This is a genomic window from Shinella zoogloeoides (assembly GCF_022682305.1).
GTDB classification, from domain to species: domain Bacteria; phylum Pseudomonadota; class Alphaproteobacteria; order Rhizobiales; family Rhizobiaceae; genus Shinella; species Shinella zoogloeoides_B.
Genome location: NZ_CP093528.1, coordinates 3,581,273 through 3,604,267, shown reverse-complemented (window position 1 = coordinate 3,604,267; position 22,995 = coordinate 3,581,273). Strand labels below are relative to the sequence as shown.

At 63.7% G+C, this 22,995-nt stretch carries 21 protein-coding genes; 19 read left to right on the top strand and 2 right to left on the bottom strand.

Features of this window, described 5'->3' with window-relative positions; all coding sequences use genetic code 11:
* The first annotated feature begins 49 nt into the window (after positions 1–49).
* From MOE34_RS17935 to MOE34_RS17900, 8 genes are all read left to right on the top strand, one after another.
* Entirely contained in the window at positions 50–2,212 is a 2,163-nt protein-coding gene (locus MOE34_RS17935) for a ParB/RepB/Spo0J family partition protein (RefSeq protein ID WP_242218866.1), read from the top strand.
* A gap of 69 nt (positions 2,213–2,281) precedes the next feature.
* Entirely contained in the window at positions 2,282–2,947 is a 666-nt protein-coding gene (locus MOE34_RS17930; RefSeq protein WP_242218864.1) for a hypothetical protein, read from the top strand.
* The gene (locus tag MOE34_RS17925) at positions 2,944–3,141 is read left to right on the top strand and encodes a hypothetical protein (protein ID WP_003497264.1); all 198 of its coding nucleotides are present in this window, start codon (positions 2,944–2,946) and stop codon (positions 3,139–3,141) included. Before MOE34_RS17930 ends, MOE34_RS17925 begins: the two co-directional genes overlap by 4 nt.
* A 65-nt stretch (positions 3,142–3,206) precedes the next feature.
* On the top strand, positions 3,207–3,608 hold the full coding sequence (locus MOE34_RS17920; RefSeq protein ID WP_242218862.1) for a hypothetical protein: 402 nt from the start codon (positions 3,207–3,209) through the stop codon (positions 3,606–3,608).
* Positions 3,609–3,617: 9 nt separating this feature from the next.
* Complete coding sequence (locus tag MOE34_RS17915) at positions 3,618–3,812, top strand: hypothetical protein (protein ID WP_242218860.1); 195 nt, start codon at positions 3,618–3,620, stop codon at positions 3,810–3,812.
* A gap of 77 nt (positions 3,813–3,889) precedes the next feature.
* The gene (locus MOE34_RS17910) at positions 3,890–4,159 is read left to right on the top strand and encodes a DUF6117 family protein (RefSeq protein ID WP_242218858.1); all 270 of its coding nucleotides are present in this window, start codon (positions 3,890–3,892) and stop codon (positions 4,157–4,159) included.
* The gene (locus MOE34_RS17905; RefSeq protein ID WP_242218856.1) at positions 4,156–4,455 is read left to right on the top strand and encodes a hypothetical protein; all 300 of its coding nucleotides are present in this window, start codon (positions 4,156–4,158) and stop codon (positions 4,453–4,455) included. Before MOE34_RS17910 ends, MOE34_RS17905 begins: the two co-directional genes overlap by 4 nt.
* Before the next feature lie 97 nt (positions 4,456–4,552).
* Entirely contained in the window at positions 4,553–4,975 is a 423-nt protein-coding gene (locus tag MOE34_RS17900; protein WP_242218853.1) for an antirestriction protein, read from the top strand.
* A gap of 81 nt (positions 4,976–5,056) precedes the next feature.
* Here MOE34_RS17900 and MOE34_RS17895 read toward each other — a convergent pair whose 3' ends face one another.
* Positions 5,057–5,455 (bottom strand): hypothetical protein, encoded by a 399-nt coding sequence (locus MOE34_RS17895; protein WP_242218851.1) that lies wholly within the window; start codon positions 5,453–5,455, stop codon positions 5,057–5,059.
* Between the two features lie 258 nt (positions 5,456–5,713).
* Between MOE34_RS17895 and MOE34_RS17890 the strand changes: the two genes are divergently transcribed.
* The 11 genes from MOE34_RS17890 (at position 5,714) to MOE34_RS17840 (ending at position 22,003) form a co-directional block, all read left to right on the top strand.
* A complete protein-coding gene (locus MOE34_RS17890; protein WP_242218849.1) occupies positions 5,714–10,072 on the top strand; it encodes a strawberry notch family protein in 4,359 nt (1,452 codons plus the stop codon).
* Positions 10,072–11,118: a DUF7146 domain-containing protein gene (locus MOE34_RS17885; RefSeq protein ID WP_242218847.1), complete on the top strand. Its 1,047-nt coding sequence runs from the start codon at positions 10,072–10,074 to the stop codon at positions 11,116–11,118. Before MOE34_RS17890 ends, MOE34_RS17885 begins: the two co-directional genes overlap by 1 nt.
* Positions 11,119–11,446: 328 nt before the next feature.
* Entirely contained in the window at positions 11,447–12,385 is a 939-nt protein-coding gene (locus tag MOE34_RS17880; RefSeq protein WP_242218845.1) for a DUF2493 domain-containing protein, read from the top strand.
* 165 nt (positions 12,386–12,550) lie between these two features.
* Positions 12,551–12,967, top strand: a complete 417-nt coding sequence (locus MOE34_RS17875; RefSeq protein ID WP_242218843.1) for a hypothetical protein — start codon at positions 12,551–12,553, stop codon at positions 12,965–12,967.
* A gap of 723 nt (positions 12,968–13,690) precedes the next feature.
* Positions 13,691–14,092 carry a single-stranded DNA-binding protein gene (locus tag MOE34_RS17870; RefSeq protein ID WP_242218840.1) on the top strand — a complete coding sequence of 134 codons (402 nt, stop codon included), beginning with the start codon at positions 13,691–13,693 and terminating at the stop codon, positions 14,090–14,092.
* A gap of 478 nt (positions 14,093–14,570) precedes the next feature.
* Positions 14,571–15,674: a tyrosine-type recombinase/integrase gene (locus tag MOE34_RS17865; RefSeq protein WP_242218839.1), complete on the top strand. Its 1,104-nt coding sequence runs from the start codon at positions 14,571–14,573 to the stop codon at positions 15,672–15,674.
* On the top strand, positions 15,671–17,191 hold the full coding sequence (locus tag MOE34_RS17860) for a site-specific integrase (RefSeq protein ID WP_242218837.1): 1,521 nt from the start codon (positions 15,671–15,673) through the stop codon (positions 17,189–17,191). Before MOE34_RS17865 ends, MOE34_RS17860 begins: the two co-directional genes overlap by 4 nt.
* Positions 17,188–19,311 carry a hypothetical protein gene (locus tag MOE34_RS17855; protein WP_242218835.1) on the top strand — a complete coding sequence of 708 codons (2,124 nt, stop codon included), beginning with the start codon at positions 17,188–17,190 and terminating at the stop codon, positions 19,309–19,311. Before MOE34_RS17860 ends, MOE34_RS17855 begins: the two co-directional genes overlap by 4 nt.
* Positions 19,312–19,314: 3 nt before the next feature.
* Complete coding sequence (locus tag MOE34_RS17850; RefSeq protein ID WP_242218833.1) at positions 19,315–19,737, top strand: hypothetical protein; 423 nt, start codon at positions 19,315–19,317, stop codon at positions 19,735–19,737.
* Positions 19,734–20,126 (top strand): hypothetical protein, encoded by a 393-nt coding sequence (locus MOE34_RS17845; protein WP_242218831.1) that lies wholly within the window; start codon positions 19,734–19,736, stop codon positions 20,124–20,126. The genes MOE34_RS17850 and MOE34_RS17845 overlap by 4 nt, the downstream gene beginning before the upstream one ends.
* Before the next feature lie 5 nt (positions 20,127–20,131).
* On the top strand, positions 20,132–22,003 hold the full coding sequence (locus tag MOE34_RS17840; RefSeq protein WP_242223857.1) for an AAA family ATPase: 1,872 nt from the start codon (positions 20,132–20,134) through the stop codon (positions 22,001–22,003).
* Between the two features lie 475 nt (positions 22,004–22,478).
* Here the strand turns inward: MOE34_RS17840 and MOE34_RS17835 are convergent, their stop codons facing one another.
* Complete coding sequence (locus tag MOE34_RS17835) at positions 22,479–22,946, bottom strand: helix-turn-helix domain-containing protein (protein ID WP_242218829.1); 468 nt, start codon at positions 22,944–22,946, stop codon at positions 22,479–22,481.
* Between the last annotated feature and the right edge of the window lie 49 nt (positions 22,947–22,995).

Here is a 22,995-nt window from a genome sequence, read left to right as displayed (position 1 = left end):
GTTGATAGCGGAGAGAGAGGCTCTCGGCGCCCGTCTCGGAGTACCCACCATGGCCCGAGCTGCCAAGAAGAAGCCCGCCCTCGCGATGATCGAGTTCTCGCGGTCGCGCGACATTCCCTTCAACCGCATCCATCTGTCGAACGACAATGTTCGCGAAGTCGACGCCGATGCGGGCCTCGATGAGCTTGAGTTCGATGTCGAGCGCCGCGAGGACCTGATCCTCGGCATCAATGTCCGCGCCGTTCTCGACGCCGACGGCAACGAGACCGGCGATTTCGAGACCCCCGCCGGCGGCCGCCGCTACCGCGTCATCGCCCGCCTGGTGGCGAAGGGCCGCTTCCCCGAGGACGGCCTGGTCCCCTGCCTCGTCAAGAAGGCCAATGCCAAGACCTCGGCCGTCGACGACTCGCTGGCCGAGAACACCTTCCGCGTCGCTCTGCACCCGCTCGACCAGTTCCGCGCCTTCAAGCGGATGGTGGATGGCGGCATGACCCACGAGGAGGTCGCCAGCGCCTACTTCACGACGACGCGCTATGTCGAGCAGCGCCTGGTGCTCGCCAAGGTCTCGCCCAAGCTTCACGAGGTCTATGCCGCGAACGGCATGACGCTCCGGACGCTGGAGGCGTTCACCGCCCATCCCGATCACGAACGCCAGGAGCAGGTGTGGGATGCCGTCCGGCAGTCCCACAACAAGGAGCCGTGGCAGATCCGGGAAATGCTCACCGAGACCGAGGTTCCCGCATCCGACAAGCGTGCGCGCTTCGTCGGCCTCGACGCCTATATGGCGGCGGGCGGGTCTCTCCTGCCGCGCTACCTCTTCGACGATGACGAGGAGGGCTGGCTGGAGGACGTGCCGCTTCTCGACCGGCTGGTCGCGGAAAAGCTGAAGGCTGTCGCCGACGCGGTGGCCGCCGAAGGCTGGAAGTGGGTCAAAGCCGACCTCGGACTTCCCTACGGCTATGACCACGGCCTGCGCGGAGTCGTCGGCACGCCGGCGGAACTGTCCAAGAAGGAGCGGCGCGAGCGCGAGAAGCTGCGCAGCGAGCAGGAGCGGCTTGAGGCCAAGTATGCCGACTACGACGAGTTGCCCGACGAAATCGACCGGCGCCTGGGCGAGATCGAAAAGCAGCTCGAAGCCTTCGAGCGCCGCCCGACCGTCTATGATCCGGCCGAGATCGCCATCGCCGGCGCTTTCGTCACCGTCGACGAGGACGGCGAGCTTGTCGTCAATCGCGGCTGGGTGCGCCCCGAGGACGAGCCGGTCGAGACCGTCGACATCGAAGGCGGCGAGCCGGACACCGACAACGATGGCGATGACGATGTCTCGCCCGAGGGACCGCGCACCGTCGTCTCTGTCAACGGCAGGCCGTTCGAGCCCGAGGAGGACGTGGATGTCATCAGGCCGCTCCCCGAGAAGCTGGTGATCGAGCTGTCGGCGCATCGCACCATCGCGCTGCGCAACGCGGTCGGCAGCAATCCGCATGTCGCCGTGACGGCGCTGCTGCACAAGCTCGCTCGTGACGCCTTCCGGCAGTCCACCCACGGCGCGACCGTCCAGGTCTCGGTTCACGAGGTCTTTTGCAGCAATCAAGGTGCCGACCTGAAGACCACGCCCTACGCTAAGGCCGTGGACAAGCGCCACGCCGCATGGAAGGCCAAGGTGCCGACCGACGACGATGCGCTCTGGGACTGGCTCGTTGCGCTCGACGACGAGAACCGCATGGCGCTGCTGGCCCATTGCATGTCTCTCGGGATCAACGCGCTCTACGAGCGGCCCAATCCCATGAGCGCCACCGGCATCTCCGAAAAGCAGCTCCAGGCGCGCATGGCGGAAGCCGACCGCCTCGCCCGCGTGACCGGCCTCGATATGGCGGAGGCCGGGTTCCGGCCGACCGTCGCGAACTACTTCGGGCGCGTGACCAAGCAGCGCATCCTCGAAGCCATCACCGAGGCCGTCGGCGAGAGTACCGCCAATCTCCTCGACAACCAGAAGAAGGACAAGATGTGGATGGCGTCCGAGGCGGAGGAGCGGCTGGCGAAAACCGGCTGGCTGCCGGAACCGCTGCGTCTCGCCACCGAGGAGCCGGCGATCGAGGTTGCGGCCGAAGAGGACGAGTCCGACGTGGCGCTTCCTGACTTCCTCGCCGGCGACGACGAGGCCACCGAAGCCGGCACCGGCGACGATCCGGCGGTGCTCGTCGCCGCCGAATAGTCCCGCATCTTTCCCCTTCCACCTCCAGGCCCGGCGATCGCCGGGCCGTTTTCGTTTCAGGAGCACATCATGCCGATGTTCACCGTCGAGACCGCTTACCGGCTCCCGGCCTACCGGACGCGGACATACGAGGCCGACACGCCCGAGCTGGCTTGCCGGCTCGCCATCGAGGACGACGATCGGGATGGCGATGCGGTCGCCTACGAGTCGGCCGGCGAGACCTACGTCACCAGCATCTGGCCCGGACCGGATGCGCCCCTCGCACGGTCATCCATTGCCGTTCCCTCGCAGTTCGCGGAGACGAACGCCCGGAAGATCGCGCAGTTCGAGATCCTTCTCGGCCTGCTGAAGATGCTGGTCGCGGACGTTTGCGCGAACGCCGCGACGCAGAGGGACTGGATCGCGCGCGCCTCCTGGGAGGTCGCACGCGGCGAGGCGATCATCGCCGGCGCGCGCGATCCCGACCCTGCCGCCGATCTTCCCGGACGTCGCCATGTCCTGGCATGGCTTGAGGAAGATCGGGTTCGCGATCGTATCGCGACGATCCTCGCAACCGATCCGGACTTCGGCGGCCTGTCGCCCGACGCCGTGACCGACTCCGAGATCAGCTCGGCATGCCTGGCTGTCGTCAGATCGACCGCTCCCGACGACCGGACCGGCACAGCCGAGATCCGCGCGGCACTCACCGCCCTGGGACCGGCATTGTGGCGCAACACCAAGGGAGGCCGGCCATGATGCACTCGATCTATGCCGATCTCGGCATCACGGTGATCGACACCGACCGGGCGGTCCTGCGGGCGGCGGCGCGAATGCTTCCCGCCTGGGTCCGCCGGGACCGCTGCAAACGCCTTCTGCGCCGCAAGTTCTACCGCGAGATGCTGCGCTGCCACGCCGCGGCCCAAAGCGGCGCGTGGCAGACCTGGCACTGAGCCTTCCCACCATCCCGTCAACCAGCCCGGCCGTCGCGCCGGGTGCTTTCCCTATGGAGCTTCCCATGCCCAGATTTGTTGTCCGCAAGGGCCACGATGCCTTTGTCTACTACGAAACCGTCGTCGAGGCCGGCACACCCGCAGAGGCGCGAAGCGTCGCCGAAAGCGTCCACTACGATGGCGAATGGATCGCCACCGGCGAGGTGCAGGAGTTCGACGATTATGAAATCGACGAATCCACCGGCGTCCGTCTTCTCGAAAAGGGTGAGACGGTCGAGGCGTTCCTGATCGTCGCCATGACCGCCCACGAGCGCGATGCGGTGCTCGCCGGTCTTCGCACCCTTCAGCTCGCGCTTGTCAACGGGCCGCTCGATCCGGTGTTCCTGGACATCTACAACAACGACGGCGCGCACGCCGGGCTCGATCTCCCCGAGATCGACGCGCTGTGCGAGCGCATCAACGTGTAGGTGGCCGCGATGTACGCCACCTATCTCCGTCTCGCTGTTCCCGTGTGGGAACGCGGCCGCACGGTCGTCGGGGCGGCGCGGCGCAAGCTGTCCCGCTCCGCCCTGCGCGATCCCGACAGGCGGGACGCGCGCAAGCGCTTCTATCGCGAGATGCTGCGCAACCACGCCGAGGCGCAACGCCTCGTCGCGCGCTTCCGCCTCTGACGCCTGCGTCTCCCCGATCACAATCCCCATCCATCGCCCGGCCATCGCGCCGGGCGTTCTCGTTTCAGGAGCCTGACATGGCCATTCCCGATCACGCCCGCACCAACTTCAACACGCTTCTGCGCGCGGCAGACGACGGCAATCTCGCACTCATGGAGTGCCTGGATGCCGTCACCGGCGAGCGCCGTTACGTCCTTTGCGCCGTCGGCCGCGCGGAGGACGGCGATTTCGTCATGACGCCCTTCGGCCATCTGGCCGATGGCAATCCCTACGATGCCTACCTGCCGCCCGATCCCGACGATCCGGACGGCTTCATCGCCAGGCCGGGCGAGGGAGCCGCGTCATGATCACCGTCGACGAGATACTGGCGGCGGACCTTCGTTGCCCGCCCTCGCAGCGCTCGCTGCCCTGGCCCGAAACGCGCGATGGCGTCACCGTCGTCGTCGAGCCGAAGCCGCATTGGGCCGCCGACATGACGGCCTTCCGGCTTCAGGATCGGTCATATTGCTACTACGCCGACTGGATCGAGAACGGACCGGCCGCGCGCTTCTTCGATCACCCCGAGGCCTGCGGCCGCGAGGTGATGACGAAGGCGCGCGACATGCTGGTGCGGGAGATCGCCGGCGGCCTCTGGCGCCTGTGAGCGAGGGAGAGAAGGGACGGGGCCTGGACGGTTCCGTGCGGTTGAAGAGAGAGCGCCGCCCGGATCTGTCTCCTTCCTCTCTCCGGAGAACCAGGCCATGACCCTTCAAGCCACTGCCCGCCAGACCGCAACGATCGTAGCGGACGATTGCCGCGAAACCTTCCTGCCGACCCTGTTCGGCCTGCGGCTCCTCATCATCGCGGAAAACACCGTCTATCATGTGATGGAGCGGCTCAGCCCCTATGACTATCGCGGGGGCTTCTGGAATTTCTACGAGCATGGGGGCCGCCCGCTGTTCCTCGCCCCCGCGTCGCGGTCACCCATGCGGATCGAAAGCGGACTCACCGAGTTTCGCGGCGAGGTGTCGGCCGAGGCCGCCGGCATCATCGCGACCCTCTTCGTGCTCTCGAACCTCGCGCTACGCCACGATTCCGACCATCTGGCGGAAGCCTATCATCGCCTCGCCGCCTATTCGAAGGGACATGCCGAGGCTTCGGCGATCTTTGCGGCGATCGATTGACTTGACCGGGCGCCTCGCCTCACGGCGGGGCGCTCTCGTCATGTTCGCGATGGCCCGTTCGGCGCGGCGGGCGCGGCCGTCCTACCATTCGCCCTTCTGTCCTTCGGCGGCATAGTCGAAGCGCAAGGTCCACGGCCTGACGGGCGAATAGTCATCCGTCCGCGTCACGCACAGTCGCGACATCCCCGGCACGACGGTCGGCACAGCGTCGAAAACGACGGGGATCGTGTAGACCGCCTGCGCCTGCCGGTTCTGGTAGCGGGCCTCCGCGCTGACGATGATCGCGGGCGCGATGTCCCAGAACTCCGACAGGGCGGCGAGGACAAGCGCGATCGCGATGATGCAGGCACGGAAGGCGGTCGAGGTCGACCAATGCCCCTCTCCGAAATCCGGCAAATCGGACGTGATCGTCGATGCCGTGAACGCCAGGATGATGAGCCAGTAGAATCTCGGCGCACGCGGAAGCAGCCATGTCCTCACGAGCTTAATCCTTCCAATATCGCGGTTGTTTCGGGATTTGCGCAAGCAAACCTGCGCAAAATCCGGCCCGCTCAATGTAGATCAAAGCCGTCGTCTCAACGAGGTGACGGCCGGAAACCTCCGGCGGCGAACGGCTGCTTTCGGCGATTTCGCGGAAGCCGTGAGAGGAAGAGAGGGGCCGGGACGGATTTGAGCCGGTGCGGTCGAGAGAGAGCGCTGCGCGGCTCGTTCCCGTCCGCTCTCCCGAGGTTCCCCATCATGAACATGATATCCACAACCGCGGCCGCCGAGGTCGCCGCGTCGCTTCCGCCCGTCGCCACGTCCGCCACGGCCTCGGCGATCGTCGTTGCCGCGCAGATCCTCCTTTCTGACCTCGAACGCGGCCAGCGCGTCGACGCCACCATGCTGCGCGGCGCGATGGAAACCGCCTTCGGCGGCTCCGACACTGCCGGCGCCTGGGACTGGAAGACCGCTTATGAAGCCTGCGAGGTCGCGACCGTCCTCATGCTGCGCAAATACGGAAAGCCGCTTTTCCGCAAGGCCGGCTCCGCCGCCGCGGTCCTGCCGCAGCTTTCCAAGATCGCCGGCCTGATGCCGACGCATACGCGCCGTTCCGAGGAGGCGCAGACCTTCCAGCAGTTCTCCACCCCGATCCCGCTCGGCCTGGCAGCCTCGTTCGCCGCAGCCATCACGCCGGCCGACCGCGTGTTGGAGCCCTCGGCCGGAACCGGTCTTCTCGCCATCCTGGCCGAGATCGCCGGCGGCTCGCTCCTGCTCAACGAGCTGGCCGACACCCGCGCCGATCTTCTCTCCCACCTCTTTCCGGCCCTTGCCGTCACGCGCTTCGACGCGGCCCAGATCGACGATCACCTCGACCGGGCTCTCCTTCCGACCGTCGTTCTCATGAACCCGCCTTTTTCGGTGATGGCGAATGTCGAGGGCCGCATGGCCGACGCCGCCTTCCGCCATGTCGCCTCGGCGCTGGCGCGCCTTGCGCCCGGCGGCCGGCTGGTGGCGATCACCGGGGCGAATTTCGCGCCGGACGCACCGGCCTGGTCCTCGGCCTATGCCCGTCTGCAGGAACGCGGCCGCGTCGTCTTCTCCGCCGCGATCGACGGGTCGGTCTATGCCAAGCACGGCACGACCATCCCGACGCGGCTCACCGTCATCGACAAGCTGCCGGCGGACGATCCGACCGCGTTCCCGACCGCGCCCGGCGTCGCGCCGGACGTCGCCACGCTTCTCGGATGGCTGGCCGAGCATCTCCCGGCCCGCCCGCCGGTCGACCCTTCCATCGCCGTGCCCATGGCCGCGACCGCCGCGCCCCGGACCGTGCGCGCCTATATCAACCGGGCGGCGAAGGCCGCGCCGGCTGTGGCGCATCGCGAGCCGGAGGGCGTTCCGCTCGCCTATGAGACGGTCGACTGGAAGCCTGCCCAGGCCGGTCGCCTGTCGGATGCGATCTATGAGGAATACGGTCTCCAGACCATCCGGATTTCCGGGGCTTTCGCGCATCCCACCCAGCTCGTCCAGTCGACGTCGATGGCGAGCGTCGCCCCGCCGAAGCCGAGCTATCGCCCGATGCTGCCGGCGGACGTGCTCGGCCTGCTGTCGGACGCGCAGCTCGAAACGGTGATCTATGCCGGCGAGGCGCATTCCGACTTCCTCGCCGGCGCATGGACGGTCGACGACACCTTCGACAAGCTGAGCGCCGCGGCCGAGGACGCCAGCGGCGCCGTCCGCCTCCGCCAGGGCTTCATGATCGGCGACGGCACCGGCGTCGGCAAGGGACGCGAGTCGGCCGCGATCATCCTCGACAACTGGCTGCAAGGAAGGCGCAAGGCGGTCTGGATATCGAAGTCCGACAAGCTGATCGAGGACGCGCAGCGCGATTGGGGCGCGCTCGGCATGGAGCGCCTGCTGGTCACGCCGCTGTCGCGGTTCCCGCAGGGCAAGCCGATCACGCTGAACGAGGGCATCCTATTTCTAACCTATGCCACGCTGCGCTCCGACGACCGCGGAGAGAGGGTTTCGCGCGTCCGGCAAATCGTCGAATGGTTTGGCTCCGACGCCGATGGAGTGATCATTTTCGACGAGGCGCACCAGATGCAGAACGCCGCTGGCGGCAAGGGAGAACGCGGTGACGTCGCCGCCTCGCAGCAGGGTCGCGCCGGGCTGCGCCTCCAGCATGCGTTACCGAACGCCCGCATCGTCTATGTCTCCGCCACCGGCGCGACCACCGTCCACAATCTCGCCTATGCGCAGCGGCTCGGCCTGTGGGGCGGCGAGGATTTCCCCTTCGCCACGCGCGCGGAGTTCGTCGAGGCGATCGAGGCCGGCGGCGTCGCGGCGATGGAGGTGCTTGCCCGCGATCTGCGCGCCCTCGGCCTCTACACCGCCCGCTCGCTCTCCTTCGCCGGCGTCGAATACGAGCTGGTCGAGCATGAGCTGACGCCCCAGCAGGTCCGCATCTACGACGCCTATGCCGCCGCCTTCGCCATCATCCATAACAATCTGGATGCGGCGATGCAGGCCGCCAACATCACCGGCGGCGGCGAAGGCGGCTCCGGCACGCTGAACAGGCAGGCGAAATCCGCTGCCCGCTCGGCCTTCGAAAGCGCCAAACAGCGCTTCTTTGGCCATTTGTTATGCAGCATGAAAGCGCCGACCCTGCTGCGCTCGATCGCCGCCGATCTGGAGGCGGGCCATTCGGCCGTCATCCAGATCGTCTCGACCGGCGAGGCGCTGATGGAACGGCGGCTGGCGGATCTGCCGACCGAGGAGTGGAACGACGTCCGCGTCGACATCACGCCGCGGGAATACGTCCTCGACTATCTCGCCCATTCCTTCCCGGTCCAGCTCTACGAGCCGTTCACGGATTCGGAGGGCAATCTGTCGTCGCGCCCGGTCTATCGCGACGGTCAGCCGGTCGAAAGCCGCGAGGCCGTCGCCCGACGCGACGCGCTGATCGCCAAGCTCGCCAGCCTGCCGCCGGTTCCGGGCGCGCTGGACCAGCTCGTCCAGCATTTCGGGACGGACATGGTTGCCGAGGTGACGGGCCGCTCGCGGCGCATCGTGCGCAAGCCCGGCGGCAGCGTCACCGTCGACCGTCTCGTCGTCGAGACGCGCGCAGGCGCCGCCAATCTCGCCGAGACACAGGCGTTCATGGACGATCAGAAGCGCGTGCTCGTCTTCTCCGACGCCGGCGGCACCGGCCGCAGCTACCATGCGGAGAAGTCGGCGAAGAACACGCGGCTGCGCGTCCACTATCTGCTCGAGGCGGGCTGGAAGGCGGACACCGCCATTCAGGGCCTCGGCCGGACGCACCGCACCAATCAGGCACAACCGCCGCTCTTCCGGCCGATCTCGACGAATGTGAAGGCGGAGAAGCGCTTCCTGAGCACGATCGCACGCCGCCTCGACACGCTGGGCGCGATCACGCGCGGCCAGCGCCAGACCGGCGGCCAAGGCCTGTTCCGGCCCGAGGACAATCTGGAGAGCCCCTACGCCCGCGACGCGCTGCGTCAGCTTTATTTCCTGCTGGTGCGCGGCAAGGTCGAGGGATGCTCGCTCGACCGCTTCGAGCAGGCCACCGGGCTGAAGCTGATGGACTCGAACGGCCTCAAGGACGAGCTGCCGCCGATCACGACCTTCCTGAACAGGCTGCTGGCGCTGACGATCGAGCTTCAAGGCGTGCTGTTCACCGCCTTTGAAGGGCTGCTGACGGCCCGCATCGAAGGTGCCATCGCGTCCGGCACCTATGACGCCGGGCTGGAGACCCTGCGCGCCGAAAGCTTCGTCGTCGTCGATCGCCAGACGATCTACACCCACCCCCGCACCGGCGCGGAAACCAGCCTGCTCACGATCAACGAACGCAGGCGCAACCGGCCGGTGACGCTCGACGCAGCTCTTGCCGAACTTGCCGATCCGCGCGCGAAGCTGCTCGTCAACGAGCGCTCCGGCCGGGCCGCCGTGCAGATACCAGCGAGCAGCGTCATGCTCGACGACGGCGAGATCGACCGCCGTGTCCGCCTGATCCGCCCGACCGAGGCGCACAACATCCCGATCCGCCTCATGGGCGGGACGCACTGGGCCGAAGCCGACCGGGATGCCTTCGCATCGGCCTGGGAAGCCGAGATCGCCGAGGTGCCGGAGTTCACCGATGCGAGGCTTCACATGGTTACGGGCTTGCTGTTGCCGATCTGGAAGCGCCTGCCCAACGACTCGACGCGCGTCTATCGGCTCCAGACGGACGATGGCGAGCGCATCATCGGCCGGCAGGTCTCTCCGGCCTGGGCCGCAACCGCGACCACGACCGGCGCCGCGTCGATCGCGCCCGACGACGCCTTCGCCGCCTTGATGGACGGCCGCACCATCCTCGACCTCGCCGAGGGCCTTCAGCTTCGCCGGGTGCGCGTCATGGGCGCGAACCGCATCGAACTGTCGGGCTTCGACGACACGATGCGCGAGCGCCTGACGGCTTACGGGCTGTTCCACGAGATCATCTCGTGGAAGCTGCGCATGTTCGTGCCGAGCGACGCCAGCGGCCCGGACGTGCTTGCCAGGGTGCTCGATCGCTGGCCGGTCGAGCGCATCGGCGAGCGGGAGGCGGCGTGATGCCCCGTCCCGACGCCTCCGAGCTGGCGATCCGCCTCGGCCATCACGCCGAAGCGGTTTGCCGCGAATACCTGTCGTCCGGCCGGCGCGCCGGACGGTACTGGCAGGTCGGCGATGCGCGCAACAGCCCCGGACGCTCGATGTTCGTGCGCCTGACCGGGCCGGAAACCGGCAAGGGCGCGGCAGGCAAATGGACCGACGCATCGACCGGGGAGCATGGCGATCTCCTCGACGTCATCCGCGAGGCGCTCGGCCTCGTCGACTTCAAGGACGTAGCCGAGGAAGCGCGCCGGTTCCTCTCGCTCCCGCATCCCGAGCCTGCGACGACGGGGCCACCGACCGTCAGGACCTCCAGCCCCGCGCCGTCGGGGTCGCCGGAAGCCTCGCGCCGGCTTTTCGCGATGTCGCAGCCGATCGGCGGCACGCTTGCGGAAATCTACCTCAACGGGCGGGCGATCACGTCCCTCTCCGGCGTCGCCGCGCTGCGCTACCATGGGCGGTGCTACTATAAACCGGATGCGCATTCGCCCACCGAGATCTGGCCGGCGATCGTCGCGTCCGTCACCGACCTCGACGGCAGGCAGACCGGCGCGCACCGCACCTGGCTTTCACCAGACGGTTCGGGCAAGGCGCCCGTCGATTCACCGCGGCGGGCGATGGGCGATCTTCTCGGGCACGGTGTCCGCTTCGGCGCCGCCGGTGAGGTGCTGGCGGCCGGCGAAGGCATCGAGACCGTGCTATCGCCCCGTCAGGTCCTGCCCCACATGCCGATGATGGCGGCGCTTTCGGCCGCACACCTCGCCGCCATCCTGTTCCCGCCGACGCTGCGCAGGCTCTATGTCCTCCGGGATCGCGACCCGGCAGGGGACGGTGCGCGAGACAGCCTTGTCGCCAGAGCGACGAGCCTCGGGATCGAGGCGATTTCCCTGTCGCCGAGGCTTGAGGACTTCAACGAGGATCTGCGCTGGCACGGCGTCGACGCTCTCCGGGCGACCCTGATGGAGCAGGTTCATCCCGATGACGTCCGCCGTTTTGCGGAGGGCTGAGGCGATCGGCAGGAGACGCGGCGCGGATCAGGCGTCTCCACCTGCCGTCTCGGTTCATCATCGCAAGCGACCTTTGCTGTCGGAGAGCCCACGCCCACGGCCTTCTGAGAGGGCGATCGGCCCACAAACGGCCCGGCCGGGCAATGGCGCGGCGCCCGGCTATTTTCCGCCGGCGGGGCGAGCCCCGCCTTTGCAGCGCGAAACAAAATAGCCGGGCTTGGCCATCGAGGCCCTCGCGAGAGGCGAGGGCTGCCAGTCCAGTCCGCCTGTGGGCGTCGACGCCTGCGAAGGCCGCGATTGGCGCGGTCTCCAGACAAGGACGCTCACGATGACGAACGAAGACGAAAACGCAGGTTACGAGCCGATCCACACCGCATCCCCCACCGATCATGTCCTCAACGAACTCCAGCTCTACGGCTGGCGGCCATATCAGGACGAACCCGATCCGAGGCCGCTTCCGGAGGGCAATGCCGTCGCCGCAGCCGTCGCAGATATCTTCGATGCCCTCGTCGCGACCCTCGGCGACACCCGCCTCGAACCCGATCTCGAAGAGCTGCTCTGGGGAGCCGTCAATCTCTTCCACCGCGCCACCGGCCGGGTGGAGCGCGAGCTGGACGACAACGAGCGGGCGCAGCGCCGGCTTCAGACGGAACAGGACGGCAGCGAGGTGAAGTCGGTCGAACTCGAACGCCTCACGGCAGAGGGCCAGACCATGATCGAACGGCGCAACAGCATGGAACTCTTCCGCGATGTCGCCGCCGAAGCCTTCGAGCACCACACCGGCAGCGCCTGGAGGCCCCGCACCGGCTCGAAGGTCAGCCATCGCAATCTGACCGCCGCGATGATCGACTCCAGAGATTACCTTGCCGCGAAGCGCCGGGCTGAGAAGGAGGTGCTGCTGCCCGCCGGTCCGAAAGTTGCCGTCTCGGGCGGAACCGACTTCAACGATCACACCCTGATCTGGGCGAAACTCGATCAGGTTCGTGCGAAGCACGCCGACATGGTGCTCATCCACGGCGGCGCGAAGACGGGCGCGGAACGCATCGCCGCCCGCTGGGCAGCCAGCCGCAAGGTGCCGCAGATCGCCTTCGAGCCCGACTTCCAGAAGTATCCGGCAAAGCAGGCTCCCTACAAGCGCAACGACACGATGCTGGAAGTCCTGCCGGTCGGCGTCCTCGTCTTCGGCGGCGGCGGCATTCAGGGAAACCTCGCGGACAAGGCCCGCAAGCTCGGCATCCCGACCATGCAGTTCGAGGGCGGCGCGTAAAGCGCCGCCTTCCGGCACCCCTTCACCGGCCGAATACTTGACTACGGGAGATGATGATGGCTTTGATTGAACATCCTTGCAGAACCGGCACAGCAGCATAGTAGCAGGCGGAGCGTATTCACCGGAAGCCTGTCGTGATCCTCAACCGTTCATACGGAGGCTTCCATGTCGCTGATCCTGCTCGCTATCTCCCTGACCATCATGCTCTGCATCATCGCCTATAATCTCGCGATCTATGCGCTGCCCTTCATGGTCGGCCTCACGGCCGCACAATATGCCTGGGCCGCCGGCGCGGGCCTGTTCATGACCGGCTTCGCCGCCATCGCCGCCGCCCTGGGGGCGATCGCGCTGGTGATCGGCGTTCTCGGCTTCGCGAAGAACCCGGCCCTGCGCCTGATCGCGCTCGCGATCTTCGCCGTTCCCGCCGCCATTGCCGGCTATGCCCTTGTCCACGGCGTCACGAAGAATGCGATCGACTCTGCGATCGTGCTCAATCTGCTCGGCGGCACGGGCGGCCTGTTCATCGGCATCGCCGCCATGGTCAATCTCAATGCCCTCGGCGTCTCGGTCTTCTCGCGCTGATCCGGCATCGCGATCCGCCGCTCCCAGGACAAACTGAGGCGGCTTGCGCCGCCCGCCCTTCGGCCTCCCGCTCAGAACGCGATGCAGCGTCGGCGCCGGTCGGTCCATGCGCCCGCTTCGGGTCTGCTTCGCCCGGTCAGGAGCGGCCGATCATCGGCATGAGCCCGCAGGCCGCGAGCGTCTTTCGCCCGCTGGCCAACTCCCCTCGTGTCGTGAAGGCTGGCCGCGACCACCTTCATTTCCGCCTCGCCACGATGCTCCTGGACCGCACTGCCGGCCGTCGAACAGGGGGATGCAGCGCCATTCCGTGCCTTCAGCACCCGTCAGCCCTCTTCATTGCCTTCCCGGAGGCCCATGCCCTCCGAGCAGCGAGACGCGGGAGGCCGGAAGCGGATGATGGAGGTGTCGTCCCGGCGGCGCGGAATCATCGGGCCTGACGTTTCGCTGTTGGCGGCGAGAATGGCGATGGTCTGCCGTGCGTCTGATCCCGTGTGCGTTCAGAGGCACCAATCCCTCCGACTGACTGATCCCCTAAGACCGTTCGGTTTCCGGCCGCAACCCACGCGGCTCCGGACCGTGTTGCCGCGCAAGCGCGGCTGCCCGCCCCACTCCGGGCCTTATGGGCGAGCTGCCCGCGAGCGTGCAGTTGCAGGCGTCTCCCGCCGGCCTTGGCCGGGTCTCGTCGGAGGGATGGTCCCTCCGAGGAAGCAACGGAGACTTACAATGCAGAACATCGCCATTCTCGCCGGCAACATCGGTCAGGACCCCGAAACCCGCAGCACGCAGGACGGCAAGAAGATCACCCACTTCACGCTGGCCACCTCGCGGCCCCGTTACTCGGAAGGCCGTGTCCTCCGTGACGAAAACGGCTACCGGGTCCAGGACACCGAATGGCACCGCATCACTTGCTTCAACGGCGTCGGCAAGACGGTCCAGGAGCATTGCAGCAAGGGCATGAAGGTTCTGGTTCGCGGCCGCATCCACTACACGAAGTGGAAGGACCAGCAGGGCAACGACCGCTACGGCAGCGAGATCATCGCCGAGACGGTCCAATTCCTGAGCCGGAAGCAGACCGAAAGCGAGCGGGGCGGACAGACCGACTACGACGACGACATCCCATTCTAGGAAAGAGTGGTCGACGTTTTGTAAACTAAGACACCCAACTATCTGAATTCGTTATCAGAAAGTAAAGTTTACAGTTTTTCGTTAGCTGCCGAATTCCTGTCAGGTGAGTAGTGAGAAAATTTGTAAACTTTGAATGTCGCCTCTTTGCTGGATTTGCCGTTTGACTGGCGGGCAAATCATTGATAGTTGATACCATTGATCGGCATGCTGTCTGCATCCCGGTCAATGGTGTTTTGTTTTGCTCGGTAAATCTGGGTCTTAAGCGCCATTGATCGGCATGCGGACAGCATGCCGATCAATGAAAAATGCAAATACACTTATTGTTCGGTGGTCCCGCTTCTCCGACGGAGAGCGGATGCCCTTCCTAGTAAGGGCATCTACAGGCTTACCTATTGAAGCGCCGAGTTTCTGGATCACTGCCCACCGGCGGCCGTTAGGTATCCAACCCAACACACTTTTCAACGAGCTCCGCTCCCTTATGGTCTTCTACCTATGGGCGGACCTGCAGGGCATCGATATAGTTGAGCGCCTGCATGACGGGACGTTCTTCGAACTCTCCGAAATAATAGACCTCGTGAACACATGCGGCTGGAAGCTGGGTGATCTGCTGTCAGCGGTCGCTAGACGGTCGTCTGGCTTGACTACGCTTACCAGACACATGCCGAAAAGTGGCGTCGGGTCCGGCGAGAAGCGAAATCGGCTTAGCGTCGTTCGTTCTTTTCTTGAGTTCACCAGCGCCGACTATCTCTCGCGCCTCCAGTCGTGGCCAAATCGATGGGCGTTATATCGCGATATGCGGGTCGAATGCCTGGGCCATCTCGCGACCTATATCGAAGGCCTACGCGCGCCGAAACGAGAAGACGTCGGCGAGAGGGAAGGACTTGATGCCGGGGTGCTGGTGCTGCTTTGCGCGGTCATTGACCCGGACCACCCAGACAATCCCTTTGAACCCAAAGTCCGCTTTCGAAATTTTGTGATGATCCGGTTGCTGATCGAGCTCGGCATCCGGCGCGGGGAGCTTCTCGGCATCATGCTCCACGACTGCGACGTGTCCGGTCCGAGAGGCTACATCACCATCCATCGTCGACCCGACAATGTCCTCGACAGGCGCATAGCACCAGGGGCAAGCACGAAAACCGCCGCGCGAAAGCTCGAGCTAAGCCCGCGAACGACGCAGTTGGTCTACGAGTGGATCGTCCACTACCGATCCAAATTGCCGGGAGCTGCAAGGGGCAAGGGTCAGTTTCTGATTGTCAGCATACCGAAGGGCCAACCCATGTCGCCATCCAATGTCAACAAGATATTCGAGGCGCTGCGGAGGCGCGTCCCGGAACTGCCGAAAGAATTTTCACCCCATCTCCTCCGGCATTCGTGGAACGACACTTTCTCCGAGCTCATCGATAAGAAGGGCATCTCCGAGAACGACGAGGTGAAGTTCCGACAGAAGATCATGGGCTGGCGAGACGAGGCATCAGCGAGGTTTTACCTGCGGAGAACCGTTGGCCGCAGGGCCAACGAGGTTCTCATGGAGATGCACGATGATCTTGATATTCGCGTTAAAAAGGCGGGGCAAGAGCGATGATATCGCCACTGGAAATGGACCCATCGAAGCTGATACCGCCACTGCCTTCGGCGGTCACGACACATGACGGAGTCGTGTTCGACCCTCGACAAGACGATTGGCGCGTCGGTAGTCTTGCCACAAAGGCGCGAATAAGGTTCGATGTTTTCGACCGTCTATCAAGCAGAATGGTGCACTGTTTGAAATGGGGGCTGATTATCGCCCTTCAAAATACATCGTGCTCACACGCAGTGAACTTATACGCCCGCTTCAAGGCCTTCTATAGATCAGTCATCGAGGCGACGGATACAATCCACGATGAAATAGAGTTGTCTCATATCCTGACGTATAGAGGTCGGCTCAGCGCGTCGACGGAGTGGTACCTGGGCGTCATACGCATTTTGCTGAACGAGATGGGCAATCTCGGTTTTGGCATCGCGTCCGAACAGGCGGTCGAATACCTCTCGACCTCTACCATCCGTGGCAACATTAAAGGAACCTCGGTCCGAACGCGCGATTCCGAAAAGGGTTCATTCACAGACACCGAACTTCTCACGATACAGTCAGCGCTTAACGATGCATATGCGAAGGGCGACATTGACCTCACTGCGTTTGCGATCACCTGGCTCTTCCTCGCCTACGGACTGCGTTCAGTTCAGATCGCTGCCCTGAAAGAGAAGGACCTACTGGTCTCTGAAAACGATGAGGGGCCTCTATATGCGCTTCGCGTGCCACGGGCAAAACAGCAGGGTGAAAAGGCGAGAGATTCTTTCAAAATCCGGTATTGCGGCAAGCAAGTCGGTACGTTGCTGGAGCATCTGAAAAAGAACAACGAAGCGCGTCGCCGAGAGCTTGGTCTCTCCGAGGACGACTGTCCGATGTTCATCGCAAACGAAGAAGGGAAGCTACCTGGCCTTCGCTTTCATATGAACTCCAGCGGCATATCCAATGTCCTGAACTATACAATCCGTAAGGTAACGGGTCTCAGGACGAACGCGCGTAGATTCCGCATCACCTTGGCCCAACGCGCCGTCGATGACGGCAAGGATAAGCACACCGTCGCGGAACTGCTCGACCACTCCGACACGCAGAACGTCGAAGTTTACTTCGAAGCTAGCCCGGCGATGGTCCTGCGCCTCGATCGTCATCTGGCGATGGAAATGGCACCGCTCGCTCACGCGTTCGCCGGCGTGGTTGTGACCACCGAAACGGAAGCGTTGCGCGGTGACGATCGCTCCAGCCGCATCTTCGACAGGTCGCTCAACAACGTCTCGGATGCGCTCGGGACGTGCGGTCAGATGAGCTTCTGCGGGCTGGCTGCACCAATTGCCTGCTACACCTGTCGCCACTTCCAGCCATGGCTCGACGGCCCGCATGAGGAGTTCATGACGGTGCTCATCACCGACCGTCATCGTATGGAAGCGGAAGGTTATTCCGCCAAGATTTACACCATCAGGGATCGGACCATTCTGGCAGTCGCCGAGGTCATCAAACTCTGTGCCGCGGAAAAAGAAATCAGAGCCGAGGTGGCAGCATGACCGGAAACGTCGTCAAATTCGTAGCCGAAGGGGTCGAATATCCCGCGGACCGGCTCCAGAGCTTCATCGCGCTGGCGAGAACAATCGACGTGCTTATCCCTCAAGACGCATGGCCGGAGGACGTGTGGCAGGTCGGCGCTTCGTTTGTGACGAAGGGCCAGAATCGGGACAATCGCGCTCTGGCGTTCTACAATCGTGATACTATCCTGACTAACAGGCATGAGATCATCGGCGGTGCGCCACTGGCGGACGGCATCAAAGAGTTCGCGAAAGCCTATATCCGATACCAGCATTCGTCCTCCCCGGTCGCTTTCGAAAATACCGCGAAGCGGCTGGATGCATTGCAGTTCATCGAGGCGGCGTTCAGGTCTCTAGGCACCGCACCCGTCATCGAGAATCTAAACGTCACCGTCCTGAACACCGCCGTCGCAATCGCGAAGGACGGTGTCGGAGCCGGCCGCCACTATCAGTTCGCAATCTATATCCAGCAGGTTTATCGGTTCTGTATGGAGCGTAAGTTCCTGAATGCTCCGTTCCAGTGGAAACACGGGGTGACGAAGCCAAAGGACAAGACGGAGGCGCTGGGGCGCGAGGCCAAGGAATGGCGTGAGAAAAAGCTGCCCAGTCCAGAGGCCTATAGGGCGCTGGCACATATTTTCCGGCATTCGGAGACATTTGTCGATCGGCTATACTCGGCGATCAGCGCGATCTTCGTCTCAATACCGATTAGAGCTCACGAGGTTCTGCAGCTTCGCGTGGACTGCGAGGTGTTCGACACAATCAAGGACCCTGACAGCGGCAAACTGGTGGATGCGTACGGCATCCGCGTTTTCCCGGGTAAGGACAACCCTCCTCAGGTCAAGTGGGTCCCGACACAGATGGCGTCGGTCGTGCAGGAAGCCATTGCGCGCATCCGCGAGATGTGTGCGGATGCGCGTTCAGTGGCTGCGTGGTACGAGGCCAATCCCGGAGAACTGTGGCTTCCGGTTGAGCTACAGAGGTTCCGCGCATCCGACTGGCTCAAGCGTGAGGATGTGTCGAGGTTGGTGGCAATAGAAAGTAAGGTCGCTATTGCCCGTTGGGTCCGGCAGCAGGACGTGGAATGGAGACCGGGTTCCACCAATTCGACTAAAATGAGAGAAGTGCGGATATCGTCACTGGCAGCACGCCTGCTTCAAAAGCTGCCAAAGGAATTCCCCAATTTCAATGGGGCCGATGATCAGAAGTATTCCCATACGCTGATCCTGCTCCTCTTGAACCAAGTGCACACGAGCAAGCCGAGGTATCCCGGGCTGGTAGAGCAGGTGACCATCCAGTCTTATGATCACTGGCTCTCCGGCCACGGGAAGAGGCCGAGCGTGTTTGACCGCTGGGACTTCAAGGAACGAGACGGTTCTCCCATTCGGATCAGCAGCCATGGCTTCCGCCATTGGTTGAACACGGTTGCCCAGTTGAAGGGGATGAGCGACCTGGATATCGCGAAGTGGAGCGGCCGCAAGGTCGAGCAGAACAAAGCCTACAACCATGTGTCTTCCGACGAGTTCCTTGACCAGGTCAGGGCGGCGCTGGATGACGGTAAGGGAACGGGGCCGATGTTTGAAGCCGCCAAGGTCACCGGCATCAAACCGCCTGTTGATCACCGCGAGTTCCTCGACGCTCAGATCGGTTCGGCCTTGGTCACCGAACTCGGCATATGCGTGCATGACTATTCGCTCTTACCGTGTCAGACGCACGGCGATTGCCTCGATTGCTCCGAAAATGTCTTCATCAAGGGAGACCTCAAGCACAAGGAGCGCGTGGGCAAGCGCCTCTCGCTGACCGAGAAGCAACTTGCAGATGCTCTTCTGGCGATGGGCGACGACTTCTATGGGGCCGACAGGTGGGTTCAGGCCCATCAGAGAAGCGTTGAAAAACTGCGCGGGATTCTTGTGATCCACGACGATCCCTCCATTCAAGACGGAACGGTCGTGAACCTAGCCGGCGGATCAAAGGACAGCGAAGTCGCAATGGCACTTCGTGACCGGCAGGATGCAAAGGCATCACGTCCGGAGTCCAGTGTGTATCCCGCCGAGGAGGCGGCGGAAGACGATGGCACCCTGGCCGCGATGTGGGAGGATTGATCGATGGCGAAGGCCCAACTTACGGACGACGAGATCGACCGGATAGTCGCACTCCTCATCTCCTGGCAGGGAAAGTTGAGTTGGGAACTGCTGACGCAGCAGGTAGGGTGCATGCTCAAACGGCCCTTCACACGTCAGGGATTGGATAAACAGGAAAACATCCGAACTGCCTTCCAACAGGCGAAGGATAGGCTTCGTTCTTCGCCGGTGACAGTGCCGCCTTCTGAGATGTCAGCCGAACTGGCTTTGGCCCTTGGCCGGGTAGAAAGACTGGAGGCGGAGATTGCCGTCCTGAAGGCGGAAAGGAACCGCTTCCTCGAGAAATTCGCCACTTGGCAGTACAACGCGCGAAGTAAAGGCCTGTCCGAGGCCGGCTTGAACATGCCATTGCCGAGAGTGGAGCGCGACCGGAGTACGGCGGAATGAGCTTGAACCGTTTCCAACAGATTAGCGAAGAGAATTATGCGAAGCTTGAAACATATGTCGAGCGCCTGCAAGCCGCCGGATTGAAGCTACCGAGCCGTGGCGGCAGGGTGAACAAGACCGCCGTCGCGACGGCCTGTGGCTTTAACAGGGAAACGTTCGACCAGAATGCCCGCTTCGAAAAACGGCTGATGGAAGCTGTCGAGGATTTGGGGCTCGAGCCTCCGAAATCCGCGGAGACACCTGCCACCACCCGCGATTCCGGTGACAAGGCGCGAATAACGGCGCTCGAACAGCAGGTGGCATCGTTGCGAAGCGAGAATCTCGAACTTCGCCATAAGGTCGCCCGGTATGAGCACTCGACGCAGACGGGCAGGAGGGTCATTCCTTGAACGTGATGCCGCGCGGCAAATACATCGTGGAATTCCTGGCCTCGCGGCCGGAGTTCGCCGGTGTCGGAAAAGCGACGGCCGCGAGGCTCTGGAAGCACTTCGGTGCCGATCTCTACGCCGTCCTCGGTGGCGGCGACATCGATCGGCTGGCGGAGGTTCTGGATCGAAACCAGGCCGCCATCGTCGCCCAAGCGTGGGCAAACCAGATCGCCCTGGCCGACTGCGTGGTCTTCTTCGACGAGAACGGCATCGATCCGAAGGTTGCCCGCAAGGCCGTGGACTTCTGGGGTTCTGACGCATTGACGAAGATCAGGGACAATCCCTATCGTTTGCTGACGGTTTGCTCCTGGGGGCAGGTCGATCGGGTTGCCTCCGTACTCGGTATTCCCGCGGCCGATCCACGAAGGCAGGTGGCGGCCGTCGAGTCGGTTTTGTACGACAGGTTGGATCGAAAACATACCTGGTGTTCGCACCGGGAACTGGTTGTCCAGACGGCAAAACGTCTGAGCGTCAGCATCGACAGCGCCGAGCGCGCCCTCGCAGCGGCTGTGGGAGATCGCGCAGCGCTCCCGATCGCTGGCGGCTACCAGCCTGCCGGCGGGGCCTATATGGAGCGTTTTATCGAGAGCCGCATCGAAGAGCATATCGCAGCCGTAGACGAGAGCGATCTGTTCCTTGACGGGATCACGGCGCAGGATGTGGCGCGCTTCCTCGACGGGTTTGATCCGTTGGGTTCCTTGACCGGTGAGCAGAGGGAGGCCGTTATGATGGCGATCGGCCATCGCTTCTCGCTGTTGATCGGTGGTGCGGGCGTAGGCAAGACCACCGCGCTGAAGGCGGTGAACGCCGCGGCGCGCAATTTTGGCATGAAAGTCTACCAGCTTGCCATTGCCGGACGGGCCGCCAAGCGGATTTCCGAGGCGACCGGCCAGCATGCGCAGACGGTCGCCTCTTGGCTGAAGGGTACGGCGGACGGGAGGCTCGAACTCGGCCGCCACACGCTGGTCATCATCGACGAAGCGTCGATGCTTGACCTTCCGACCCTCTACCGAATCCTGTTCCATCTTCCGAAAGAAGCCCGTTGCCTGCTGGTTGGAGATACCGCCCAGTTGCCGCCCATCGGGTTCGGCCTGACACTTCACAGGCTTGTCGAAGAGACGCGGATACCCCAAACGGAACTGACGCGCATTCTCAGGGCAGCTGAAAGCACAGGGATTCCACAGGTGTCTGTCGCCATACGTGGCGGGACATTACCCCATCTCCCTGCCTATTCATCGCGCCGCGGGGGGTGCAGCTTCATCCGCGCGAACGGGAGAAAGGTCATCCACGCGATCGAGGACGTTCTGCACGATCTTCGAGGCGAGGAGGTTCAGGTCTTAGGTTCGGTCTATGCTGGCCCTGCCGGAATTGACGCCATCAACGCCTATTTCCACGCGGAACGGGTGGCGACCGGCGCTCCGTCGATGAATGGGTTCGCCGACGGCGATCCCTGCATCTGGACTGTAAACGACTATGATCGGAACCTCTGGAATGGTTCGATGGGTCGAGTGGTCCGCCTCGACGGGAATACCCTGGTCGTCGAGTTCGAAGGCGAAAAGCACCGGATCGGTCCAAACGAGGTCGAGAGACTGGCGCTTGCATACTGCATCAGCGTGCACAAAGCGCAGGGTAGCCAGTTCAAAAACGTCATCATGTCGGTACAACCGTCCGCGAATATGGATCGCGCCATGATCTATACGGCTGTGACCCGCGCGACCGACCGCGTCATTTTAATCGGGATCGAGCCTGATCTCGTCAGTTCCGTTGTCCCTTACCCCCGTTCCCTTGATAGGAACGTTGCGCTGGCCCTGACCGATGGTAGCCAGAGGCCAGGATAATTCAATGCCCGCGAACATAGGCCGGAGTTGACACACGCCCGGCGCGCATAGGCTCTTTCGGAGGGCATGCCCCGCAAGGGGGATGGCCGCAGCGACGACGGAGCGTGAGAAGAGCGCGCCGGGGGTGCGTCACCGAAGCGCGGGGCCACGCGACTAATCGGAAGCACCGGTCGCCGGAGGCGATCGGAACGAGACCCGTGGCTCGTTCCGAAGGCGCTGAGATTCGCCGTGGGGAAGCTGAGGGAAACTCCGGGCGGGCGGCAGGCGCGGACCAATATCATCCGAGCTTGATATTGGATTCGGAGAATAACTGTGACTTGGAAAAGCCGCTGCGCCCAAGGTGTCGCCGAGACGGCCGTTGCTACATATAGAGCCGGGGACCGGCAACTACCTTTGAAAACAATGTCGGCCGTCAGGCCGGGCTTGTAGAGAGGCGTTGCTGAAGTTCGCGGGGATCGAAGCGAGGGAGTACCAGTCAGCCGGTATCTGAAGACTTCGGCAAAATCTGTTTTGTCGTCATCACTCCGACCCCGAAGTATCGATCGTTTTCTTCGTCCCTCCATCCCACGAAAACGATGCCGTGCGTGCGGTAGAACTCCACGATTTTCCGTCTCACCTCTGGGGAGCACTCACCACTTGCTTCGATTTTCGTGAGGGTTTGACGATTCAAGCCGAGTTCGGCGGCCGCCTCTTTTGCGGTTATGTCGAGAAAGGCGCGCGCTGCGCCTAAAGCGAATTCAGCGCCATTGGACCTGTACTGCATGTGCTCATCCGGCGGCCTGACGGGGGATCGGGGGTCGCGCCAGCGCACGCCAGACCCGGAGACAATTCCCGACCCGATGTCTACCGTCCCGACGAACTCCAGGCCCTGAGATTCATAGTATTTCCGTAGCCGCAGATTTGATCGGTCGGCCTGTCGCGAATCCGCCTCGGCATCCCTCATCGACCGCTCGTTAACCCCCGCGCCAGCGCATATTTCCGTGCGGGATAGC